The organism is Streptomyces sp. NPDC050759, assembly GCF_044456945.1.
GTDB lineage: Bacteria > Actinomycetota > Actinomycetes > Streptomycetales > Streptomycetaceae > Streptomyces.
In genome coordinates this window covers 418,219-438,033 of sequence record NZ_JBITGI010000005.1, presented here as the reverse complement: position 1 = coordinate 438,033, position 19,815 = coordinate 418,219, and the positions used below count along the sequence as shown (strand labels likewise).

17 protein-coding genes are annotated in these 19,815 nt (G+C 71.2%); 10 read left to right on the top strand and 7 right to left on the bottom strand.

From position 1 onward, the window contains the following. Window positions 1–11: 11 nt before the first annotated feature. Genes ACIBJB_RS18530 through ACIBJB_RS18520 form a run of 3 tightly spaced genes read right to left on the bottom strand, consistent with a single transcriptional unit; the run spans window position 12 to window position 3,891 of the window. Window positions 12–1,130, bottom strand: a complete 1,119-nt coding sequence (locus ACIBJB_RS18530; protein WP_398931705.1) for an S-adenosylmethionine:tRNA ribosyltransferase-isomerase — start codon at window positions 1,128–1,130, stop codon at window positions 12–14. Continuing rightward, window positions 1,127–2,419: a type III PLP-dependent enzyme gene (locus ACIBJB_RS18525; RefSeq protein ID WP_398931702.1), complete on the bottom strand. Its 1,293-nt coding sequence runs from the start codon at window positions 2,417–2,419 to the stop codon at window positions 1,127–1,129. Before ACIBJB_RS18525 ends, ACIBJB_RS18530 begins: the two co-directional genes overlap by 4 nt. Continuing rightward, window positions 2,416–3,891 carry a class I adenylate-forming enzyme family protein gene (locus tag ACIBJB_RS18520; protein WP_398931700.1) on the bottom strand — a complete coding sequence of 492 codons (1,476 nt, stop codon included), beginning with the start codon at window positions 3,889–3,891 and terminating at the stop codon, window positions 2,416–2,418. Before ACIBJB_RS18520 ends, ACIBJB_RS18525 begins: the two co-directional genes overlap by 4 nt. 364 nt (window positions 3,892–4,255) lie before the next feature. Between ACIBJB_RS18520 and ACIBJB_RS18515 the strand changes: the two genes are divergently transcribed. The 4 genes from ACIBJB_RS18515 to ACIBJB_RS18500 all read left to right on the top strand — a co-directional run bounded on the left by ACIBJB_RS18515 (window position 4,256) and on the right by ACIBJB_RS18500 (window position 10,325). Further along, window positions 4,256–5,266, top strand: coding sequence for an ATP-binding cassette domain-containing protein (locus ACIBJB_RS18515; RefSeq protein WP_398931698.1), 1,011 nt, complete (start codon window positions 4,256–4,258; stop codon window positions 5,264–5,266). A 15-nt stretch (window positions 5,267–5,281) separates the two neighbouring features. Then, a complete protein-coding gene (locus ACIBJB_RS18510) occupies window positions 5,282–6,148 on the top strand; it encodes an ABC transporter permease (RefSeq protein WP_398931696.1) in 867 nt (288 codons plus the stop codon). Between the two features lie 4 nt (window positions 6,149–6,152). Further along, a complete protein-coding gene (locus ACIBJB_RS18505; protein WP_398931694.1) occupies window positions 6,153–7,016 on the top strand; it encodes an ABC transporter permease in 864 nt (287 codons plus the stop codon). 249 nt (window positions 7,017–7,265) lie between these two features. Continuing rightward, the gene (locus tag ACIBJB_RS18500; RefSeq protein ID WP_398931692.1) at window positions 7,266–10,325 is read left to right on the top strand and encodes an FG-GAP-like repeat-containing protein; all 3,060 of its coding nucleotides are present in this window, start codon (window positions 7,266–7,268) and stop codon (window positions 10,323–10,325) included. Window positions 10,326–10,351: 26 nt separating this feature from the next. Here ACIBJB_RS18500 and ACIBJB_RS18495 read toward each other — a convergent pair whose 3' ends face one another. From ACIBJB_RS18495 to ACIBJB_RS18485, 3 genes are all read right to left on the bottom strand, one after another. Next, window positions 10,352–11,296, bottom strand: coding sequence for a CU044_5270 family protein (locus ACIBJB_RS18495; protein WP_398931690.1), 945 nt, complete (start codon window positions 11,294–11,296; stop codon window positions 10,352–10,354). Then, window positions 11,293–12,051, bottom strand: a complete 759-nt coding sequence (locus tag ACIBJB_RS18490) for an RNA polymerase sigma factor (RefSeq protein WP_398931688.1) — start codon at window positions 12,049–12,051, stop codon at window positions 11,293–11,295. Before ACIBJB_RS18490 ends, ACIBJB_RS18495 begins: the two co-directional genes overlap by 4 nt. Before the next feature lie 116 nt (window positions 12,052–12,167). Continuing rightward, window positions 12,168–12,491 carry a hypothetical protein gene (locus tag ACIBJB_RS18485; protein ID WP_398931686.1) on the bottom strand — a complete coding sequence of 108 codons (324 nt, stop codon included), beginning with the start codon at window positions 12,489–12,491 and terminating at the stop codon, window positions 12,168–12,170. Between the two features lie 60 nt (window positions 12,492–12,551). Here ACIBJB_RS18485 and ACIBJB_RS18480 point away from each other — a divergent pair, with 60 nt between their 5' ends. The 5 genes from ACIBJB_RS18480 (at window position 12,552) to ACIBJB_RS18460 (ending at window position 16,546) form a co-directional block, all read left to right on the top strand. Further along, entirely contained in the window at window positions 12,552–13,319 is a 768-nt protein-coding gene (locus ACIBJB_RS18480) for a DUF2182 domain-containing protein (RefSeq protein WP_398932011.1), read from the top strand. 145 nt (window positions 13,320–13,464) lie between these two features. Then, window positions 13,465–14,121, top strand: a complete 657-nt coding sequence (locus ACIBJB_RS18475; protein WP_398931684.1) for a DUF1326 domain-containing protein — start codon at window positions 13,465–13,467, stop codon at window positions 14,119–14,121. Next, window positions 14,016–14,873, top strand: coding sequence for a sensor histidine kinase (locus ACIBJB_RS18470; RefSeq protein WP_398931682.1), 858 nt, complete (start codon window positions 14,016–14,018; stop codon window positions 14,871–14,873). The genes ACIBJB_RS18475 and ACIBJB_RS18470 overlap by 106 nt, the downstream gene beginning before the upstream one ends. Before the next feature lies 1 nt (window position 14,874). Continuing rightward, on the top strand, window positions 14,875–15,570 hold the full coding sequence (locus ACIBJB_RS18465; RefSeq protein WP_398931680.1) for a response regulator: 696 nt from the start codon (window positions 14,875–14,877) through the stop codon (window positions 15,568–15,570). A gap of 139 nt (window positions 15,571–15,709) precedes the next feature. Then, window positions 15,710–16,546 (top strand): class II glutamine amidotransferase, encoded by an 837-nt coding sequence (locus ACIBJB_RS18460; protein WP_398931678.1) that lies wholly within the window; start codon window positions 15,710–15,712, stop codon window positions 16,544–16,546. A 12-nt stretch (window positions 16,547–16,558) separates the two neighbouring features. On the opposite strand, the gene ACIBJB_RS18455 is transcribed toward ACIBJB_RS18460, so the two are convergent. Then, complete coding sequence (locus ACIBJB_RS18455) at window positions 16,559–16,861, bottom strand: amphi-Trp domain-containing protein (protein WP_398931676.1); 303 nt, start codon at window positions 16,859–16,861, stop codon at window positions 16,559–16,561. A gap of 184 nt (window positions 16,862–17,045) precedes the next feature. Between ACIBJB_RS18455 and ACIBJB_RS18450 the strand changes: the two genes are divergently transcribed. Next, window positions 17,046–19,739, top strand: coding sequence for a LuxR C-terminal-related transcriptional regulator (locus tag ACIBJB_RS18450; protein WP_398931674.1), 2,694 nt, complete (start codon window positions 17,046–17,048; stop codon window positions 19,737–19,739). Window positions 19,740–19,815: the final 76 nt, after the last annotated feature.

Below are 19,815 nucleotides of genomic sequence, written 5' to 3'. Positions count from 1 at the left end.
TTCCGTCCTCCTCAGACGATCAGCATCGAGTCGCCGAACTCGTTGAAGAGGTAGCCGTTCGGCAGGACTTCCTCCCGGTACACCCGCAGCAGTTCCGGCGCCCCGGTGAAGGCGGAGGTGAGACGCAGTTCGGAACTCTGCGGCATGTGGAAGTTGGTCAGGAAGGAGTCGCACACCTTGAAGCGGTGGCCCGGGCCCAGGATCAGGTTGGTCCAGCCTGACCCCGGCCACACCCGGCCGGTGCGGTCGTCCGCCACCGTCTCCAGCGCGCGCAGCGCCGACGTACCGCAGACCACGATCCGGCCGCCCGCCCGGCGCCGCTCGTTGAGCGTGTCGGCGGCCCGGAGCGACACCTCGTACCGCTCGGGCCTGGGGAACGGCAGGCTCACGCCGGCCCTTCCGCGCGGCAGGTCGACGCCCTCGTCGTCGGCCCACTCCACGTCCTGGCCGAGCCACTCGCGCAGATAGCCGTGCTGCCACCGCGCGGCGATGAAGTGGGTCACCTCCACGACGGAAACGCCCTGTTCCTCGAGGGAGCCGAGCAGCTCCGGGGTGAAGTGCCGTGCGGCGGACGGGAAGAGGGTGGCGCCGGGGCGGGTGGCGAGGGACGTCTGGTAGTACTCGGGGTCCTCCGGGTCCTTGTCCAGATAGTCGGGATACGCGATCTGTCCGACCCGGGAGAGGACGTCCACGCCTCCAGGTTCGAGGCGCAGCCGCCACACGCCCACGGACTCCTCGTGGAGCAGTTCCCCGGTCACCTCTCCGTCCGCCCCGAACCGGAAGCGCTCGCCCGGCACCGCGATGGGGGCCGGGAGGACCAGACAGTGCCAGGTGCCGTCCTCCATCGGGGAGAAGACGTTCACCACGATGGGCTTGCCGCGGGCGTCGGTGCCGCGCAGGATCGACGGGACCACCCGGGCGTTGTTGACGACCAGCGCGTCTCCCGGGGTGAGATACCGGCCGAGGTCGGCGAAGCGCCGGTGCTCGACGGCGTCCGTACGGCGGTCCAGGACCAGCAGCCGGGCGTCGCTGCGGGCCGTACCCCGCACCTCGGCGGGTTCCTGGGCGATGAGGTCGTGGGAGAAGGGGAAGTCGTACTGGCCCGTTCGCTGCTCGGCTGTCTCGGTCACGTGCGTTCTCCTTGAGTTGCCGGGTCCGGCTGAAACTGGTCGTCGTCGGAGGTCGACCGGATGCGAGTGCGCCGGAGTTCGACGCGGGTCGCCGAGACGGCGGCGCCACCGTCGAGGACCACTTCGACCGGGAGGTCGCGGCTGAGGAAGGCGAGCAGGCCGGCCGTCATGCCGTAGGCGCCGACGTTCGGTACGACGAGGACGTCACCGGCCTCGACCTCGCCGAGCCGTACCTGGTGGCCGAGCACGTCCGCCGGGGTGCACAGCGGGCCGGCCACCGTGACGGGGCCGGGGTCGGACGCCGCACCGGGTGTGCCGCCCCGCCGCTCCACGAAGGGCTCCATCACGGGCCGTAGCAACCGGCCCGAACCGGACATGCCCGCAAGGTGGTTGATGCCGCTGTCGATCAGTACATGGGTCTTGTCCTCGCCCCGCTTGACCTCGACGACGGTGGCGAGGAGCCGGCCGCAGTCCGCCACGAGGTAGCGGCCGGACTCGAAGGCCACGGCTGGACGGCCCACCCGCCAGCCGGGCAGGTGCTCGTCCAGCGCGTCCCCGAGCACCTGGCGGAGCCCCGCATACCGTTCCCGCACGGCCCGGGTCGCGAAGGGCGCCCCGAACCCGCCGCCCAGGTCGACCAGTTCCATCGGCAGTCCCAGTGCGCGCAGCCGGCCGGCCGTCCGCACACTGCCGAGGAACTCCGCCGTCAGGCTCTCCTCGTCCCGGGCGTTGCTGACCGGGAAGAAGTGGGCGCCGACGACACGGGTGCCGGGCACGGTCAGATACGAGGGGAGGTCCCGGGTCAGTTCGTCGAGCGGTACTCCGAACTGCGTCGCCCGGCCCGACATCCGGATGCCGGCGGCGCCCTCCAGGACTCCGCTGACCCGGATCAGACAGTCGGCTCGGACGCCGAGTTCCGTGGCGGCCGTACCGACGCGTCGCAGATCGTCCGCCGACTCCACGGAGAACCTGCGCACGCCGAAGCGGAGGGCCGCGTCGATCTCGGTGGGTGTCTTCGCGGGCCCGGTGTACAGGCACCGCCCGCCCGGCCATCCCGCGAGGGCGGCGGCCCGCAGCTCGCCCGGGGAGCTGATCTCGGCTCCGCAGCCGCCGAGCCGCAGGGTGCGGGCCAGCTCCGGATGCGGGTTGGCCTTGAGGGAGTAGTACAGCTCCGCCGGTTCCGGGAGCACGGCGCGCAGGTCGGCGAGGGACTGCCGCACCTGGTCGGTCTCGTAGACGTACAGCGGGCTGCCGAAGCGCCGGACAAGGTCCCGTGCGGCGGTCGTCACGGGCTCACCTCCGTCAGGAGGGACCGCAGGGCGACGCGGTCCAGCTTGCCGTTCGACTGGCGGGGGAGCTCCGCCACGGTGCGGCAGACACCGGGGACCTTCTGCGCGTCGAGCAGGGTTCTGAGCTGCCTGAGCACCTCCGTCTCGGGCACGGACGCGACGACGAAGAGGGCTGCGTCCCTGCCGTCAAGCGGTGGCAGGACCGCCGCCTCGGTCACGCCGGGGACCGCGCGGGCCGCCGCCTCGATCTCCGCGGTGCTGGTGCGGACACCGAGGCGCTTGAAGACGGAGTCGCGGCGACCGACGACGTACACATGGCCGTCGGTGTCCAGGTAGCCGTAGTCGCCGGTGTGCAGGACCGTCTCCCCAGCGGATCCGTCGGCCGGGCGTCTGAAGACCTGTGCCGTGATCTCGGGGGCGTTCCAGTACCCGTCCATGACATGGGGGCCCGACACCACGATCTCCCCCACCTCACCGGCCTCGGCCTCGTGGCCGTCCGCACCGAGAATCCCGACCCTCGTCCCGGTCAGCGGCGGTCCCACCGAGCCTGGCCGCTCACGGTCCTCGTCCACCGGCGCGATGGAGATCCGCTTGCACTCGGTCGTGCCGTACATGAGCTGGATCCCCGCCCGCGGGAAGCAGGCGCGCAGTTCGCGGATCGTCTCGGCCGGCAGCGCCTCGCCCGTGTTGGTGAAGAGGCGCACGCTCGACTCCACCGGCCGGCCCCGGGCGAGCCGCAGCAGGATCGTGGCGAGTCCCGGCACCAACGGGACGACGGTCGCACCGAGTTCACGGATCCGGGTCAGGACGCGGCCGTCCACGCCGCCGGGGGCAACGACCAGTTCGGCGGTGGCGTGGGCTGCCAGGAAGGTCTGGTAGAGGCCGTAGTCGAAGGAGAGGGGCAGCCGGCAGTAGACGACGTCGTCCGGCGCGTACCGCAGGCGCTCCGCGATCGCCGTGACCGCGAAGAGGATCTGCTCGGCGCGGCAGACGACCGCCTTCGGCGCGGCGGTGCTGCCGGAGGTGTAGATCAGGAGGGCCGGGTGAGCGGCCCGTGCGGTGGGGTCGGAGAGGGCGTCGAGATCCGCCGACGACGGTTCCCCGGCGGCCGGGACCGACGGGATGTCCTGCAGGGTCAGGCTGGGTGTCGCGTCCCGTACGACGTGCTCCAGCTCCCGCCGGGTCGCGGTCGGGCTGAGGGGGATCGCCGTCGCGCCGACGAGGGAGCAGCCGTACAGCGCGGCCAGGGTCTTGCGGTTGCCGGCCGCCCGGATCAGGACCCGGTCGCCGGGGCCGATGCCACGGTCGCGCAGCCAGGCGCCGAATCCGTGGCTGTGGGCGGTGAGTTCGCGGTAGGTCCAGGAGCCCTCGTCGTCACGCAGGGCGGTGCCGTCGGGGCGTCGCTCCCGGGCGGACAGGAGGAGGTCGTGGATCGCGTGCATGGTCATGCGGCGGACAGCCTCCGATGTCATGAGCGAAAGGGAAACACGACAACGTTGTCGTAGAGAGAGGCCCCCTGCCGAGGAGGGAGTGAGGGGGAAGGGTGGGAGCGTCCGTTCCGGGCTCCGAGTCCCCACGATTGAAGCCGTGTCTCGATCTGGCTGTCAATGCCCAACCCCCTTATTCATCCGATGAGTCGGGCGGGCGACACCTCACACAGCACGGCACCCACCGCCTGAAATGTGGAGATGAAGTGAGGGATATGAGATTTATTCGCGCTCATCACCGGACCGTACCCGATGCTGGCGATGCACAGAGCGCATCTTCGGCTCTCCTGCTGGATCAATACATCCGATGTAACGCCGCGCGTGACAGCGCGGGGGAGACGGGAGAGGTATGCCTGCGGCGATCAGCACCGAAGGACTCACCAAGGTGTTCCACACCACCGAACGCGGCGAAGGGTTCCGGGGCGTCATGCGCTCGCTCGTGGCACCGCGCAGGATCGCCAGAACGGCCGTCGAGGATGTGTCCTTCCAGGTCGAGACCGGTGAGCTCCTCGCGCTGCTGGGCCCGAACGGGGCCGGCAAGTCCACCATCATCAAGATGCTCACCGGCATACTCAGGCCGACCTCCGGCCGGGCGGAGGTCGTCGGGGTGGTGCCGTACCGCGAGCGGATGCGCAACGCGCGTGCCGTGGGGGCGGTGTTCGGGCAGCGGACCCAGCTGTGGTGGGATCTGCCCGCCCGGGAGTCCTTCGCGATCCTGCGGGACATCTACGACATCGGCGAGGCCGAACACCGGGCGAGACTGAGGGAGTTCGACGACCTTCTCGATCTTTCGACCTTCTGGGACACCCGGGTACGGCATCTCTCACTCGGCCAGCGGGTGCGCTGCGACCTCGCTGCCGCACTGCTGCACGATCCGCCGGTGATCTTTCTGGACGAGCCCACCATCGGTATGGACATCGTTGTCAAGGAGCAGGTGCGGCGGTTCCTACGGCACCAGGTCCAGGAGCGCGGCCGTACGGTGCTCCTCACCACGCACGACATGACCGAGGTCGCCCAACTCGCCGAGCGGATCGTGCTGATCAACCACGGGCGCGTCGTCCGCGACGGCTCGCTGGAGCAGATCCGGCGCAGTTTCGGCGGCTCCTGGGTGGTGCGCGCCACCGTCACGGGGCCGGCCGACGCCCGCTGTCCCGAAGGGCTGCGCATCGTCCGCGCGGACGGCCCCCACCTCGCCTTCGGCCCGGACCCGGCGGTCCAGCTGCCTGCCCACGAGGCGCTCCGACGGGTCGTCCAGCACTACGACGTCGCCGACCTCGCCCTGGAGGAGAGCGACTTCGAGGACGTCATGCGGGCCGCCTATCTCGACCCGGACACGCCCGGCGCCCGTGAACCGGCGTGAGGGGCGCCGTACGCGATGACTTCCCACGAGACGACGCCGTACGAGCGGACACCGGCCCCCGTCGTGCGCCGGGTCGGCCGGCGCCCCTCCCGGGCCTGGCGGACCGCCCGGATCACGCCGCTCGCCGAGGTGCTCGCACCCGGCCGCACGGCGGCCACTCTCGTCCGGCTGTGCGTGCAGATCCTGCTGGTCGTCTGCTTGTGGCGGGCGCTGTACGCGAACACCGCGAGCAGCGCGGGCCTGGACCGCGAACAGGCCGTCACCTTCGCCGTGCTGGCGGTCCTCATGACGCCGCTGCGGGGCCTGGACCGGCACAACGCACGCGACTCGGTGATCCTGCACCTCCACTACGGCACCGTCGTCTTCTGGTTCCTGCGCACCGTGCCGCCCGCGCGCTACTACCTCTACCGCGCGCTCGGCGACCAACTGTACGGCCTGGCCTGGGCGTTGGCGGGCTACGGCAGCTGCCTCGCGCTCGGTGTGCTCGCGCCGCCGGTGTCGGCGGGAGTCGGGGCGGTGTGTGCCGTGAGCCTGCTCCTGGCGCAGACGGTGCTGTACCAACTGACGCTGATCGTCGACCTGTTGTGCTTCTGGACGATGCGCGACATGGGCGTGTTGCAGATCCTGAACTTCCTGCGGAACCTGCTCTCCGGTGCGTACGCCCCGCTCTGGTACTTCCCGGGGTGGTTCCAGGCGCTGAGCGCGCTGCTGCCCTTCCAGTCGACGCTCAACACGCCGCTGTCCCTCTACATCGGACGGATCCCGTTGTCCGCCGCTCCGGCGCAGCTCGCGGCCCAGGCGGTCTGGGCGGCGGGCCTCGCACTGCTCAGCCGGTGGCTCTGGCGCAGGGCGTCGGAGCGGGTCGTATCCCAGGGAGGGTGAGGAAATGGCAGCGCAAGGACTCCGGTCCTACTGGTCCTACTGGTCCTTCCGGTCCTTCCGGTCCTTCCGCAAGGCGTGGTCGGTCGCCGGGCGGATCATCGGGATCTCGTTCCGGGCGCAGCTCGAATACCGTACGGACTTCGTACTGAGCGTCTCGGTCGGCGCGGTCTGGCAGGTCTCGGTCATTGTGTTCGCCACCGTGCTGCTGGGCCGGTTCCCCGGCATGAGCGGCTGGCCGAGCGACGCGGTCCTGCTCATCGCCTCCATGCGGATGCTTAGCCATGCGCTGAATGTGCTGTTCTTCGGCCGGGCGCACCACATGGCGGGGCTGGTGCAGAGCGGGCGGATCGAGGGGTTCCTGCTCCGGCCGCTGCCCGTGTTCCGGCAGGTGCAGCTGTCGGTGTTCCCCACGAACGCGCTCGGGGATCTGGTGGTCGGGGTGTCGATGTTCGCCATCGCCGTCCTCACCGTGTCCCTGGACTGGACGGCGGTGCGGATCGGCTACCTCGCCGCGGGGCTGGTGGGCGGCACGCTGATGGAGGCGGCCGTGTTCGTCGCGCTCTCGGCGCTCCACTTCCACTATCCGAGCAGCTCGTACTGGAGTGTGTGGACGGAGGAACTCCTGGCCACCTTCGGGAGCTACCCGCTCGCCATCTTCCCCTGCCTGGTCAGCGGCGCCTTCACCTTCGTGCTGCCGCTGTCCTTCATCGCGTACTTCCCGGCGGCCGTCCTGACCGGCCACGACAGCGAGCTGGGAGTGCCCTTCGCGGTGGCCGCGGGGGCACCGCTGACCGGTCTCGCCGCTTTCGTGGGCGCACGACTGCTGTGGAACCGGAGTCTGCGGCACTACACAGGCGTCAACGGGTGACCCTGTCCGCGTCGGGGCGACGCCCGGACGGTTCGCACCCCCGCCGGAGACCGACCGAGCACGACGTGCCCCGCACCGAGGTACTCACGGAGTTCGGCCGAGTGCTGGGCGAGCACCCCGCCCGGCGAGCCGCGCCGTCCGCACACGGGCCGGCCAACCGGCTCGGCAAGGTCATCCGTTCTTGAACAACTGCTAGTATTCGCCCGCTTGTTCGGGGGGATGGGGCCCTCCGTCGGGGAGGGGAAGCAAGTGACTCGTCGTACCTTCATGCGTGGCTGGCTTGCCACGATCATCGGGTTGGCGCTCTCTGTGTCCGCCGTGCCGCTGGTGGCGCCGGCGCACGCGGAAACCGCGACGGAGATCATCGTTCCGGCCACCATGCGCACGACCCCGCGCACGGCGTATCTGCAGAGCGCGGGGGCTTCCGGCTTCCTCGAGTACCGCTCCACCGCCGAGGGTTACGGCCTCTGGTGGACCGGCTACGACGGCAGCCGAAAGCCGGTGGAAGGTGGCGAGGGACTCGGGCCGCGCACTGCGGGGTCGTACGGCACCGGTTCGGACGTCGTCGCGCTTCGCCCGTCCCAGAGCAGTGGTGGGCAGGTCCTGCTCCGGGACATGGGAACCGGTACGACGGAGACCGTGGCCATCCCGGCAGGCCAGAGCTATCTGCAGACGTACGGACGTACTGTCCTGACGAGCACGTCGACCGGTGGGGAACGGACTCAGCTGTTCCTGCTGCGCAACGAGGGCGGCACCACGGTGCAGAAGCCCGTGACCGGATTCCCGGACGGGACGGTCTTCCCCTTCTTTCCCAGGGGTTCCGCCTCCGGCATCCTCGTCAACTACAACGGCCCGGACCATGTCCTCCATTACGCCTGGGTGGATGCCGGGACCGGTGCCGCCACGATCCTGCCTCCAGCGGTGGCGAACACGGACACCGTGGTGGGATCCGACTACCTGGCCAGCTGGTACGGGTCCCGGGTGCGGGTGTATGCCGAGGGTGCCTACGACGCGCCCACGCACGAGGTTGCGTTCCCCCGCACCTCTGACAACGCGATCCTCGGCGTCGTCGGTGACGCGCTCGTCGTCGCGCGGCGCAGCGGCTCCTCCGGCTGGAGTGTGTCCGCACTGCCCTTCGACGGCTCCGCGGAGCGGCCCCTGTTCGAGCGGGCGGATCCCGATACCGTCATGACCCCCGACGGCGGTCTGGTCCTCGCCGGCGGGGAGTCCTCTCTGGACTACGGCATCGCCAAGGTCCAGGCGGGGGCCGACGGTCTGCCCCGGGTCCACCGGATCGTGGACCTTCCGGCCGTGCCCATGGGGATCGAGTCGCTCGACCTGAGCGGCGGTGAGCTGATGACCTACGAGTCCGGCGACGGGGCGACACACCTGTACAGCCGCTCACTGGCCACGGCGGAAGCTCTGACGGCGGGCCCGCACACGGACCGGGGAGCGACCCGGAGGTGTGGGGTCATGGCCGGGGACCACGGGAGCTGTCCCGACCTGATGGGTACGGGTGACGGCCGGGCGGTCATCCGGAGCACGCCCGGGGACGTCTCCCTCCTGGACCGGGGTCAGTCCCTTCCCGGCACCGTGGTGACCTCCGGCCTCCAGGACAACCATGGACTCGTGGACGTCGCGGGCCGGTATGCGGCCTGGCGTGGGCCCTCGCCCGCGGGAGACGGCCTGATGGTGGCGGATCTGGACACACGGAAGGTCGTGCTCACCCGTACGGGCGCAGCCGGTGCGGTCCCCTCCGCCCTGTGGGGGGAAACGCTGTGGGCGGCGGCCGGGGACGGCAGTGTCACGGCCACGGAGGTGCGTTCGGGCAACACGATCACGTCATTCCGGGTGGTCGGCAGCGGCTGCGGTTCGGGCGACTTCCAGGCGGTGGGACGCTGGGTGTACTGGTCCGGCTCGTGCGATCTTCCCCAGGGCAGCGTGCAGAAGGCCTTCGTGTACGACACCCGCAGGAAGACGCTCATCGCCGTGCCCACCGGCGGAGAGGCGCACCTGGGCGACGGCTTCCTGGTCACGCGTGACTCCACATCCGGAGCGCTGATCCTCACGGACGTCACGAGCGGCTCCGCGGTGAGCCGGACCCTGGCGGCCAAGGCCGGACGGTGGGACGTCGATCCGTACACCGGCCTGGTCGGCTACGTGGACCCGGCCTCCCAGGACATCCACGTCCTGCGGAGCGGCGTCCCCGCCACGGACATCGCGGTCCTGGGAGCGAGGACGGAACCTTCGGTCGGCCTGGTGGACTCGTCGTCCTCGTGGGACGGCACGTGGTGGCTGTCGAAGCCGGCCGCGTCGTGGACGCTGGTGCTCAGGAACAAGGCGACCGGGGCCACCGTGCGCACACTGTCCGGTGGCGCCGCCCACGACGCGATCCATACGTCGTGGAACGGCAGGACGTCTGCGGGTGCGTATGTCCCGAACGGCACGTACGGCTGGACGCTGACGGTGGCCCCGGCCGACGGGCACGGTGCGTCGGCGACGGCGTCCGGCTCGCTGAAGCTGACCGGTGGTGCCGCGGTGAGGCGCGACCATGTCGGGTCCGACGGCATCGGTGACCTGCTCAGCCTCACCTCCCAGGGTGCGCTCTCCTTCCATCGGGGTGACGGCGCCGGGAAGTTCTCGACGAAGACGTCGGCTCCGGGATGGCCGGCCTCGATCACGGCGGTGCCGTTCGGAGACCTGAACGGTGATCGCTGCAATGACGTGCTCGTGCGGTTCAGCAGCGGTGCCCTGCGGGCGTACCGCCCGGGGTGCGGCAAGGCCCTGACGACCTCCACGCCGTACACCACGCTGGGAACGTCGGGCTGGAACCAGTACAACGTGCTGACCTCACCGGGTGACATCAGCGGTGATGGCCGGGCGGACCTGATCGCCCGCCAGGCGTCCACCGGTGACATCTACCTGTACAAGGCCACAAGCAGCGGAAAGCTCTCGGCACGGGTGAAGATCTTCTCCAGGTGGTCCGGTTACAAGAAGATCATCGGCGTCGGTGACCTCAACGGCGACGGGTACGGAGACCTGCTGGCGCAGGACACGTCGAACAAGCTGTGGCGGTACGTGGGCACGGCGAGCGGCGGCTTCAGGGCGCGGGTCAAGGTGGCCGACAACTGGGGTGCCTCCTACAACGTCGTGGTGGGCGCCGGCGACATCACCGGGGACGGGAGGGCGGACATCGTCTCCCGCGACACGGCCGGCAAGCTGTGGCGCAACAACGGCGACGGCAAGGGCTCCTTCGGTCCTCGCACCGGGATCGCCGCTGGGTGGCAGGGCTACAAGGCCCTGTACTGACCACCCGTGACAGGTCGCGTCCGCACTCATGTGGCCGGTGTCTCGCCTGCCTTGTCCGCGACCCCGACATTCAGCAGCGCCTCGTCGGCCGAGCCCAGGAAGTCGAGGGACTTCTTGTCGAAGACCCAGACCGTGCGGCCGTCGCGCTCCTTGAAACTCAGGCCGATGCCGGACCGGCCGGCGTAGTCCTTGGCGTCGGCGACGACCGAGACGCCCGGGATCTTCGCGGCCGCGCGGTAGAGCGCGGCGTCCAGTTCGGGCAGGAGCGTGGCGTCGGGCAGCATGTCGCCGATCTTCTCCAGCGCCGCGCTCTCCTCGGTCTGCCCCTCCCCTTTCGTGCCGGCGTAGATCTTCTCCAGCAGCGCATCGGGGTCGGTGGGCAGCGCCTGAAGCTCACGGAACGTGGTGACGTTCGGGTCGGGGCTCAGCCTCATGTCGTGAGTGCCCTTGGAGTACGAGGAGAACGGGTCCCGGGGCCGGAACGGCGGGCCCACCAGCACCGTGACCCGGCGCAGTCCCGCGCGCTTGCCGTCGACGGCGGTCCACCTCGCTTCGCGCAGGATCCGGATGTCGTGGTCGGAGAACTTCATGGAGCCCTGAGAGCGGACATAGATGTACTGGTCGTCGCTGACGGGCACGGACTTCTTCGCGGCGGCGACCTCGGCGATGCGATGGAGGAGGTCGACCGCGTCCGCATCGGTCGTGGCGGTCCTGGACCCGACGGCGCCGGCAAGGACCGCGGCGACGATCGCTGCCGCCGTGGCGAGGGGCACGGCGATGACCGCGAACCGGCGGCGGGCGGCGCGCGCGCGCCGACGGGGGGCCGTCGCGATGTCCCGGAGTTCCGGGGCTTGCTCGGTGAGCTCTCTCATCAGAAGGTCCTTCAGCAGGTCGTGGCGGTCGCTCGTCAGGACCGGCTCACCCGGGCTCGGCAGCAGCCTGGCCAGTTCCTCGCGCTCTTCGGGGTTCATCGGTGCTTCTCCTGAGTCGACCGGGCCGTTCCGGGACGGCCACCCGGTACCTGTCCGGTGCGCGGGCCGAGTCCCGGCTCTTCTTGCTGGGGTGGAACATCCGGTATCGCGGCGGCAGTTGGCTCCCCCGGATACTCGGCCGGCCGTCCGGCGGACGTGCGCCGGGCCAGCTCCGCCTCCGACAACGTCCGCAGCCGCTGCCTTGCCCGGGCGAGCCGCGACCGTACGGTGCTCGCCGGCACGCCGAGGGCCTCGCCCGCGGCCGCGTAGCTCAGTCCCGACCAGACGCACAGGGCGAACACCTCACGCTCGGCTCTGCGCAGCCGGCCGAGCGCGGTCTGCGCGGCGGCGAGCCGCTCGGCTCTCTCCATGCGTCCGACGACGTCGTCGGCGAAGTCGGGCACGGTGTCCCGGTCCGCCGGGCGGTCGGGGAGCCGGGCGAGCGCGGCGCTGTGCCGGCGGGCGGCGCGGCGCGTGTTGCGCAGAACGTTGGTGGCGATGCCGTACAACCAGGGGCGCAGTCCGTCGCCGTCGGGCACGTCGGCGTCCTCGTCCGGGGCCGCGGCTTCGGGTCTCAGCTTCTCCCTGAGCCGCCAGGCTTCCAGGAAGGTCAGGGACACCACGTCCTCCGCGGTGCCCCGGTCCGCCGACAGGCGGGCGGCATGACCGTAGACGGCCCGGGCATGCGCGCCGAACAGTTCGGCGAAGGCTTCCGGATCGCCGGCGCGTATCCGGTCACGCAGGGAAAGTTCCACAACCAGCCCTGTCCGCTCGGCACTCGTCGTCTCTGTGGCGACGATCACATCACGAGGCAGTCCAGGAGATCCTCACCCAGCGTGGACAACCCCGGTCGACAGCGGCGCGGGCCCCGTCACGGCGCACTCGCCTCCCCCATCGTCCTCGTGCCCTCGAAGGTCGCCGCCTCGGCCTCCGGGGCGGCGCCGACGCGGGTGAGAGCCTCGGCCGCACGGCCCCAGGCGGCCGAGGCGGAGGACAACCGGCCCTCCGCCTGGTGCAGCCGGGCCAGGTTGCGGGCCGCGCGGGCCTCGGCGTAGGCGTTGCCGGACGAACGGCAAGGCGGTGCTCTCGGGACCGTCTTCAGCGGTGAGGCGGCCGGCCGGTGCGGCCAGGTCGCGTCGAGGGCGGGGAAATGCTCTCCTGGAAGGAGCCGTAGGAGAACACGCCGATGCGTCACAGCCGGGGTTCCGCTCTCGTAGCCGGCCGGTCGGTCGCCCCGACCGGAACGGGTGGGGGGTTGTTGCCCACGCGGGATCTCGCGGCCGCCTGGTTGCTCGTGGTCCTGATCGCGGTGCCCGCCTGGGTGCTGACGATCGGCCAGGCCCGGGACATGGGGGTCGAGCCCGGCACGATGGGGATGGCGCTGCCGCTGTTCCTGCTGCTCTGGGTGACGATGATGGCGGCCATGATGCTGCCGTCCATGGCGCCGGTGGCCCTCACCTGGGTCCGGGGCATCGGCCGGCAGTCCTCCGGCTGGGCCCGGACCGCCCGTACCGTCGCGTTCGTCGCCGGGTACCTGCTGGTGTGGACGGCGTTCGGGCTGCTCGCCTACGCAGCGCTCGCCTTCACCGGCAGCCTCGTCGGCGACCACCCCGCGGCCGGTCGCTGGATCGGCTCGGTCGCCTTCCTGCTCGCGGGCCTGTACCAGCTGGGCCCCCTGAAGTCCGTCTGCCTGCGGCACTGCCGCGACCCCCTGGGCCACCTGGTGCGCTACTCCGGCTTCCGGGGGCCGGCCCGCGACCTGCGGGTGGGCCTCCACCACGGCGCCTACTGCGTCGGCTGCTGCGCCGGGTTGATGGTCGTCCTCGTTCCGCTGGGCGTGATGAACGTGGCGGCGATGGCGGGGCTGGCCGTGGTGATCTTCGTGGAGAAGCTGTGGTCCCGCGGCCCCCTGCTCGCCCGCGCCATGGGCGTCGTATTCCTCGTCCTGGCCGTGCTCGCCCCCTTCCAGGAGTGGCTGCTTCCCGGGCTGCGGGACTCGATGCCGTCGATGGGCGACATGTGATCCCCTGCCGGTGATCGGGTTCCCCCTCAGGGAAGGGAGGTGCAAGCTGGAAGGGAGACCGTTTCCCGATCCCGGGACTCGGCTCGGGACACGCGGTCTCGCCACTCCGAGTGAGCCTTCTGGGGCTCGGCAGGAGAGAAGCGAGATGACAGAACAGGCCACCACTGCGACGCGCTGGCATCTGACCGGCGACTGGTTCGATGTGTGCAAGTGCGCCATCCCCTGTCCGTGTACGTTCGCCCAGCCCCCGACCTACGGCGACTGCGAGGGCGTGCTGGTCTGGCACATCCGGGAGGGCAGCTACGGCGACGTCCGTCTCGACGGCCTCAACGTCCTGATGCTCGGCTCCTTCACCGGCAACGTCTGGGCCGGCGAGCACAGCGACCCCTACGCCGCCGTCTTCCTCGACGAACGCGCCGACGAACAGCAACGCGGTGCTCTCGGGGCCGTCTTCGGCGGCGAGGCGGGCGGCTGGCCGGCGCGGTTCGGGGAGATGCTCCGCCCCGAGATGCGCGGCATGGACGTCGCACCCATCCACGTCGAGATAGACGACGACCTCGCCACCTGGCGGGCCGAGATCCCCGGCCGGGTCACGGCGGCCGCCGAGGCGCTCACCGGCCCGACCACCGCGGACGGCGCGCGGGTCCAGGTCCACAACGCCCCGGGTGCCGAAGTCGGACCGGGCCAGGTCGCCACATGGGGCCGCGCCACCGTCGACCGCGCGGATGCGTTCGGCTTCACCTGGGACCGCTCCGGCAAGTCGAGCAAGCACTTCCCCTTCGACTGGAGCGGACCGGACTGATCTCAGGTTTTCCGCGCCATTCGGCAGTCCGGCTGCGTCACAGTCGCGCCCCGAACGACCCCTTGGCTTCACGCGGGACGACAGCCTGCCGGAACTCGTCCCCCTGTAGAGGCGGCGAGAACTGGCAGAGGATCTCGCGTCAGGGCGGGAGGTCGTCGGGCAGTGACAGCCTCGGTCACCATCTCACCGCGATGTCCGTGCAGTTGGAGATGGCCTCGGACTTCCAGAGCCTGGACCCCGACGCGGCCCGGCGGACACTGGAGGAGGCACGGCGATCGGTGCGGCTCGCGCTGGGCGACGTACGGCAGTCGGTGCGCGCTCTGCGGGACGAGGCGACGCGCCCCACGCTGTCGGCGGCGCTCGCCGCGCTGGCGCGGGACGGTGCGGCGCGGCCGCGGGTCAGTGTCGAGGTGAGCGGCGACGAGGACGGCTACGGCGTGGCCGAGTTGACCGCGCTGCACCGGGCCGCGCAGGAGGCCGTGACCAACGCGTGCCGCCATGCGCGGGCCTCGCAGGTGACCGTCGTGGTGCGGTTGGCCGGGGGCGCCGCACGGCTGGAGGTGACGGACGACGGTCGCGGCTTCGCACCGGAGGCGGCCGCCGCCGGGTTCGGGCTGCTCGGCATGCGGGACCGGGTACATCTGGTGGCGGGGAGCGTCGACGTCGAGAGCGGCCCGGGTGCCGGCACCCGGGTGACGGTGACGGTCCCGCGCGGGACGACGGCGAAGTCCCCGGTGGACGGGAGGCGGTGACATGAACGACGAGGAGCCCGAACAGGCGGCGCCCGTGCGGGTGCTGGTCGTGGACGACCAGCGGCTCATCCGGGACGGCATCGCCTCCCTGCTGTCCATCCGGCCGGGCATCGAGGTCGTCGGCACCGCCGTGGCGCGGACTCTGGAGATGAAGCCGGACGTCGTGCTCATGGATGTCCGGATGCCGACGATGGACGGCGTCGAGGCGGTCGCCGTCCTGCGGGACCGGGCGCCTGAGTGCCGGGTCGTGATGCTGACGACGTTCGACGACGAGGAGTACGTCGTGCAGGCGCTGCGGGCCGGCGCGCACGGCTATCTCCTCAAGGACCTGCCGGCCGGGGAACTCGCCCACGCGGTCCGCCTGGCGCAGGCCGGCGTCACCCAGCTCGACTCGTCGGTCGCCCGCCGTCTGACCGCCTTCCTGCCTCGTCCCGAACCGGCCGCCGGGGCTCCCGCCGTCTCCCTCAGCCCACGCGAGACGGACATCCTGCGGCTCGTGGCACACGGGCACACGGGCACACGGGCACACGGGCACACGGGCACACGGGCACACGGGCACACCAACAGGGAGATCGCCGCGCGGCTCTACCTCAGCGAGGGCACCGTAAAGAACCACGTCTCGCGCATCCTCAGACGCCTCGCCCTGCGCGACCGCACCCAGGCAGCGCTCCGGGCCCGGGACCTCGGCCTGCTGTGAACCTCCGCCGTCACCGGTGGGCGGTCCCGTGGTACGGCCGCGCAGAGCACCACTCGGTGTCTCCACACGGCCGGTCCACTGCCCGCATGGCGACGTGCGGCGAGGGAGTCGAAGATGGGACTGACGGAGGTGACCGCTCATGTGCCGATGGCTCGCTTACTCGGGAACACCCCTGCTGCTCGACACCATCCTCTACAGACCGGCCCATTCCCTGATCGATCAGAGCCTGCACTCCCGCATGGGAGTCGAGACGACGAACGGCGACGGTTTCGGCGTCGGTTGGTACTCGGAGGAAGACATCGAGACTCCGGCGCTGCTCAGGGACATCGGCCCCGCCTGGAACAACCGCAACCTGAGGGAGATCGCGGACCATGTCCGCTCGCCCTTGTTCTTCGCCCACATACGGGCGTCGACCGGTACGGCGGTGCAACAGACGAACTGCCACCCGTTCCGGCACGGCCGCTGGATGTGGATGCACAACGGTGCCATCGCGGATTTCCACCGCATGCGCCGCGATCTGTCCCTGCTCGTCGACCCCGCGCTGTACTCCGACATCGAGGGGACGACGGACTCGGAGATGATGTTCTACCTGGCGATCACCTTCGGCCTGGACGAGGATCCGCCGGGCGCCGTGGCCCGCATGGTGGGAGTGGTGGAGCGCAGCGGCCATACCCACGGTGTGGAGTTCCCGGTCCAGATGACCATCGCCGTGAGTGACGGCGAACGCCTGTGGGCCTTCCGCTACTCGAGCCAGGGCGCTTCCCGGTCGTTGTTCTACAGCACGCGCGTGGACACACTGAGGGAGCTGCACCCCGACATGACGTTCCTGCGGGAAGTGTCCGACGAGACCCGTCTCATCGTGTCCGAGCCCCTCGGTGATCTGCCGGGTGCCTGGAACGAAGTACCCGAGAGCAGTTACGGCGTCGTAGGGCCCGGAGCCGACGAGTTGCATCGCTTCGTCCCGGAACCGGCGTGACGCGTCAGCAGATCACGGGCTCTTCGCACCCTTGCTCCTGTTGGTGCTCGTACCGCTGCGCCCTGGCTTTGCCGGCACGGTCTTCCGCCCTGCCGTCGGCCACTTGAACTCGATCTCCAGCTCGATCTCCCCCTCACCGATTTCGACCTCCATCTCGCTACGAAGGTCGTCGGGGATCCGCAGGCTCAGCGTTCCGGGGCCGAGTTCCAGTTCGGCATCCCCGCCTTCCCTCAGCGCGGCTGCGAGTGCCGTGAGCTGGTCGGCCGCCTCAAGGCGGGACAGGGAGCGCTTCTGTTCGAACTTGAGGTCCTTCATGGGTGTCTCCGATCCGGATACGGCTTGTTCGGCCGGTCGGGCCACCTCCAATCTCGCCCTCCTGGGTTCGCCGCGCATGTCGGGGTGGCCCGGTGCGACGCGCGTCATGGCGGAGGGGCTGGGATGCTGGTGGAGGAAGCGCCGCCCGTGACGTGACCCCGGCAGACAGGGGTAGTGAGCGACCGTGGCCGAGACCTACGAGAACGCCCCAGAAACCACCGTTCCGGCCGTACCGTACGCCGATCCCCGGGGAGACCCGTTCCTGCGCACCCGGTTCGCGCTCCCCGCGCGGCCCGCCACCTTCCTGCGGCGGCAGCGGCTCCTCCAGCACCTCGATCAGGCACTCGTGACACCGTTGACACTGGTCAACGGCCCGGCCGGGGCCGGCAAGACCTTGCTGGCCGCCGAGTGGGCCACCGGACTGCGGCTGCCGGTCGCCTGGCTCACCGTCGAAGCGGGGGACCGGCGTCCCGGGGTGTTCTGGGCGTACGTCCTTCAGGCACTGCGCGCCTGCGGTGCGTCGGTATCGGAGGCGGTCGCGGCCCCCGCGGACCCTTCACGGGTGGACCGCAAGCTGCTGGCAGCGCTCGCCGCCGAGCTGAACGAACGCGACCGGCCCGTGGTCCTCGTGCTCGACGAGTACGACCGCGTGACCGATCCGGAGGTCACGGAGCAGCTGGAGTTCGTCCTGCACCACGCCGGGCCCGGCCTGCGCCCCGTCCTCGTCGCCCGCACCGAACCGCTGCTGCCGCTGCACCGTTACCGGGCGGCCGGGGAGCTGACGGAGATCCGCGCCGCCGAGCTCGCGTTCACCCCCGAGGAGGCCGTCGCACTGCTGGAGCTGCACGGTCTGAGCCTTCCGGTCCCTGCCGCGCGCGCCCTGGTGGACCGCACCCGGGGCTGGGCCGCCGGTCTGCGCCTGTCCGCCCTGGCCGCCCTGGAGTGCGCCGACCCGGAGCTCTATCTGAAGGAGTTCGAGGCGGCCCGCAGTACGGTCGCGGACTTCCTGCTGGCCGAGGTCCTCAGGGGACAGCCGGAGGAGACCCAGGGTCTCCTGCTGCGGGTCAGCGTCCTGGAGCGTTTCTCCCCCGATCTGGCCAACGCGCTGACCCTCCGGACCGATGCCGAGCCCCTTCTCGCCGGGCTGCACCGCGACAACGCGTTCGTCGAGTATCTCGGGCACTCCTCGTACCAACTCCACCCGCTGTTCCGGGAGATACTCCGGGCCCATCTGCGCGTACGTCTGCCCGGCCTGGAGCCGGAGCTCCACCGGCGGGCCGCGCGGTGGCTGCGTCGTTCCGGATTCCTGCCGGAGACACTCGCCCACGGCGCCGCCGCGGGCGACTGGGACTTCGCCGCCGGCGCCCTCGTCGACGACCTCGCGATCGGGCAGCTCTTCACCGGCCTGCGCTCGGACGAGCTGACCCAGTTGTTCTCCCCCATGGGGCCCGAGGCCCGAAGCCCCGCGGCGGACGTCGTACGCGCCGCCCGTGACCTGTCCCGGCACGACCTCGATCATGGTCTGGCACGTCTGCGCATCGCCGAGGAGCATCTGACCGAGGAGCGTCTGACCGACGACGCGCCCGGCCTGGCAGCCGCCCAGTTGAGCTGTGCACTGCTGGAGACACTGGCCGCCCGGCTGACCGGATGTCCCCCACGGGCCGAAAGGGCCGCCGTAGCCGCCGATGACCTGCGGCAGGAGGTCCCGGCGCATCTCCTGGACAAGCATCCTGAACTCACCGCTCTCCTGCTGACCCATCTGGGCTCGGCCCGCCTGTGGGCGGGGCGTTTCGAGGACGCGCGCGCTGTCCTGACCACGGCGGCCGCCGCTCCCGGCGGAGCCTCCACCGTGCTGCCCCGAGAGGACGCCCTGGAGCACCTGGCGCTGCTCGACTATCTGGACGGCTGGCTCGGCCGAGCGGAGCGCAGGGCCTTGGCGGCGGTGTCCGAGATGGAGCGCGTCGGCCTTCCCCAGCCGTCCGGCTCCGGCATCGGACAGCTGGTCCTCGCCGCCGTGGCCGTCGACCGCCATGAGCTGGGCCGGGCCCAGGCCCTCCTCGACGAGACGGCCCGGCTCCCGGCAGGAACACATGACCCGGTCCCCGCGGCGGGGCGAGCCCTGGCCACGGCACGCCTGCTGTTGGTCAGGGGCAGGGCACGGGCCGCCGTGGAGGCGGCCGACCCGGACGTCTCCGCCGCCGTGGCCTCACCCTGGGCGACGAGCCATGAAGCCCTCGTCACCTCTGCCGCCCACCTGGCCGAAGGGCGGCCGGACGCGGCGGCCGAGGCGCTCCAAAGTGTGTCCGCCGACCAGCCGGGGTGTGCCGTGGAGGCCGCGGCGATCCAGCTCGCCACAGGCCGTACGGGGGCGGCCATCGACCTGCTCGACGGCATCCGCGCCGGGGGCCGCGCCGGGCCGGCGGTGACCGTGCGGGCAGCGCTGGTGAGGGCTCAGGCGGCGGAGGGGGCGGGAGACACCGCCACGGCCCGCAGGCTCGTGGCCCACGCGCTCCTCGACGCTCGGCGGGAGCGGCTGCGGCGTCCGTTCCTCGATGCCGGGGCGTGGCTCCGGCCCCTCCTGGCCACGGCTCCGCTCCACGACCTGGCGGCGGGCTGGCTGACGCCCGGCTCGCCGAGACATGGTGAGCGACCCCGGCCGGAGGCGCCGCCCCCGCCGCTCGTCGCGGTGGAGCTGAGCGGACGCGAACGCGACGTCCTGGAACGGCTGGCCCGGATGATGTCGACGGAGGAGGTCGCCGCCGACCTCTACGTGTCGGTGAACACGGTGAAGACCCACCTCAAGAGCGTCTACCGGAAGCTGGCGGTGAACCGGCGAGGCGACGCGGTGCGCCGCGCGCGCGACCTCCGGCTGCTGTGAAGGGAGGACTCCCTTCCCCCGTGGCGGGTGAGGCACGGGGACCGCGCTTCGGATGCGATGGGAGGGCGGTCGACTC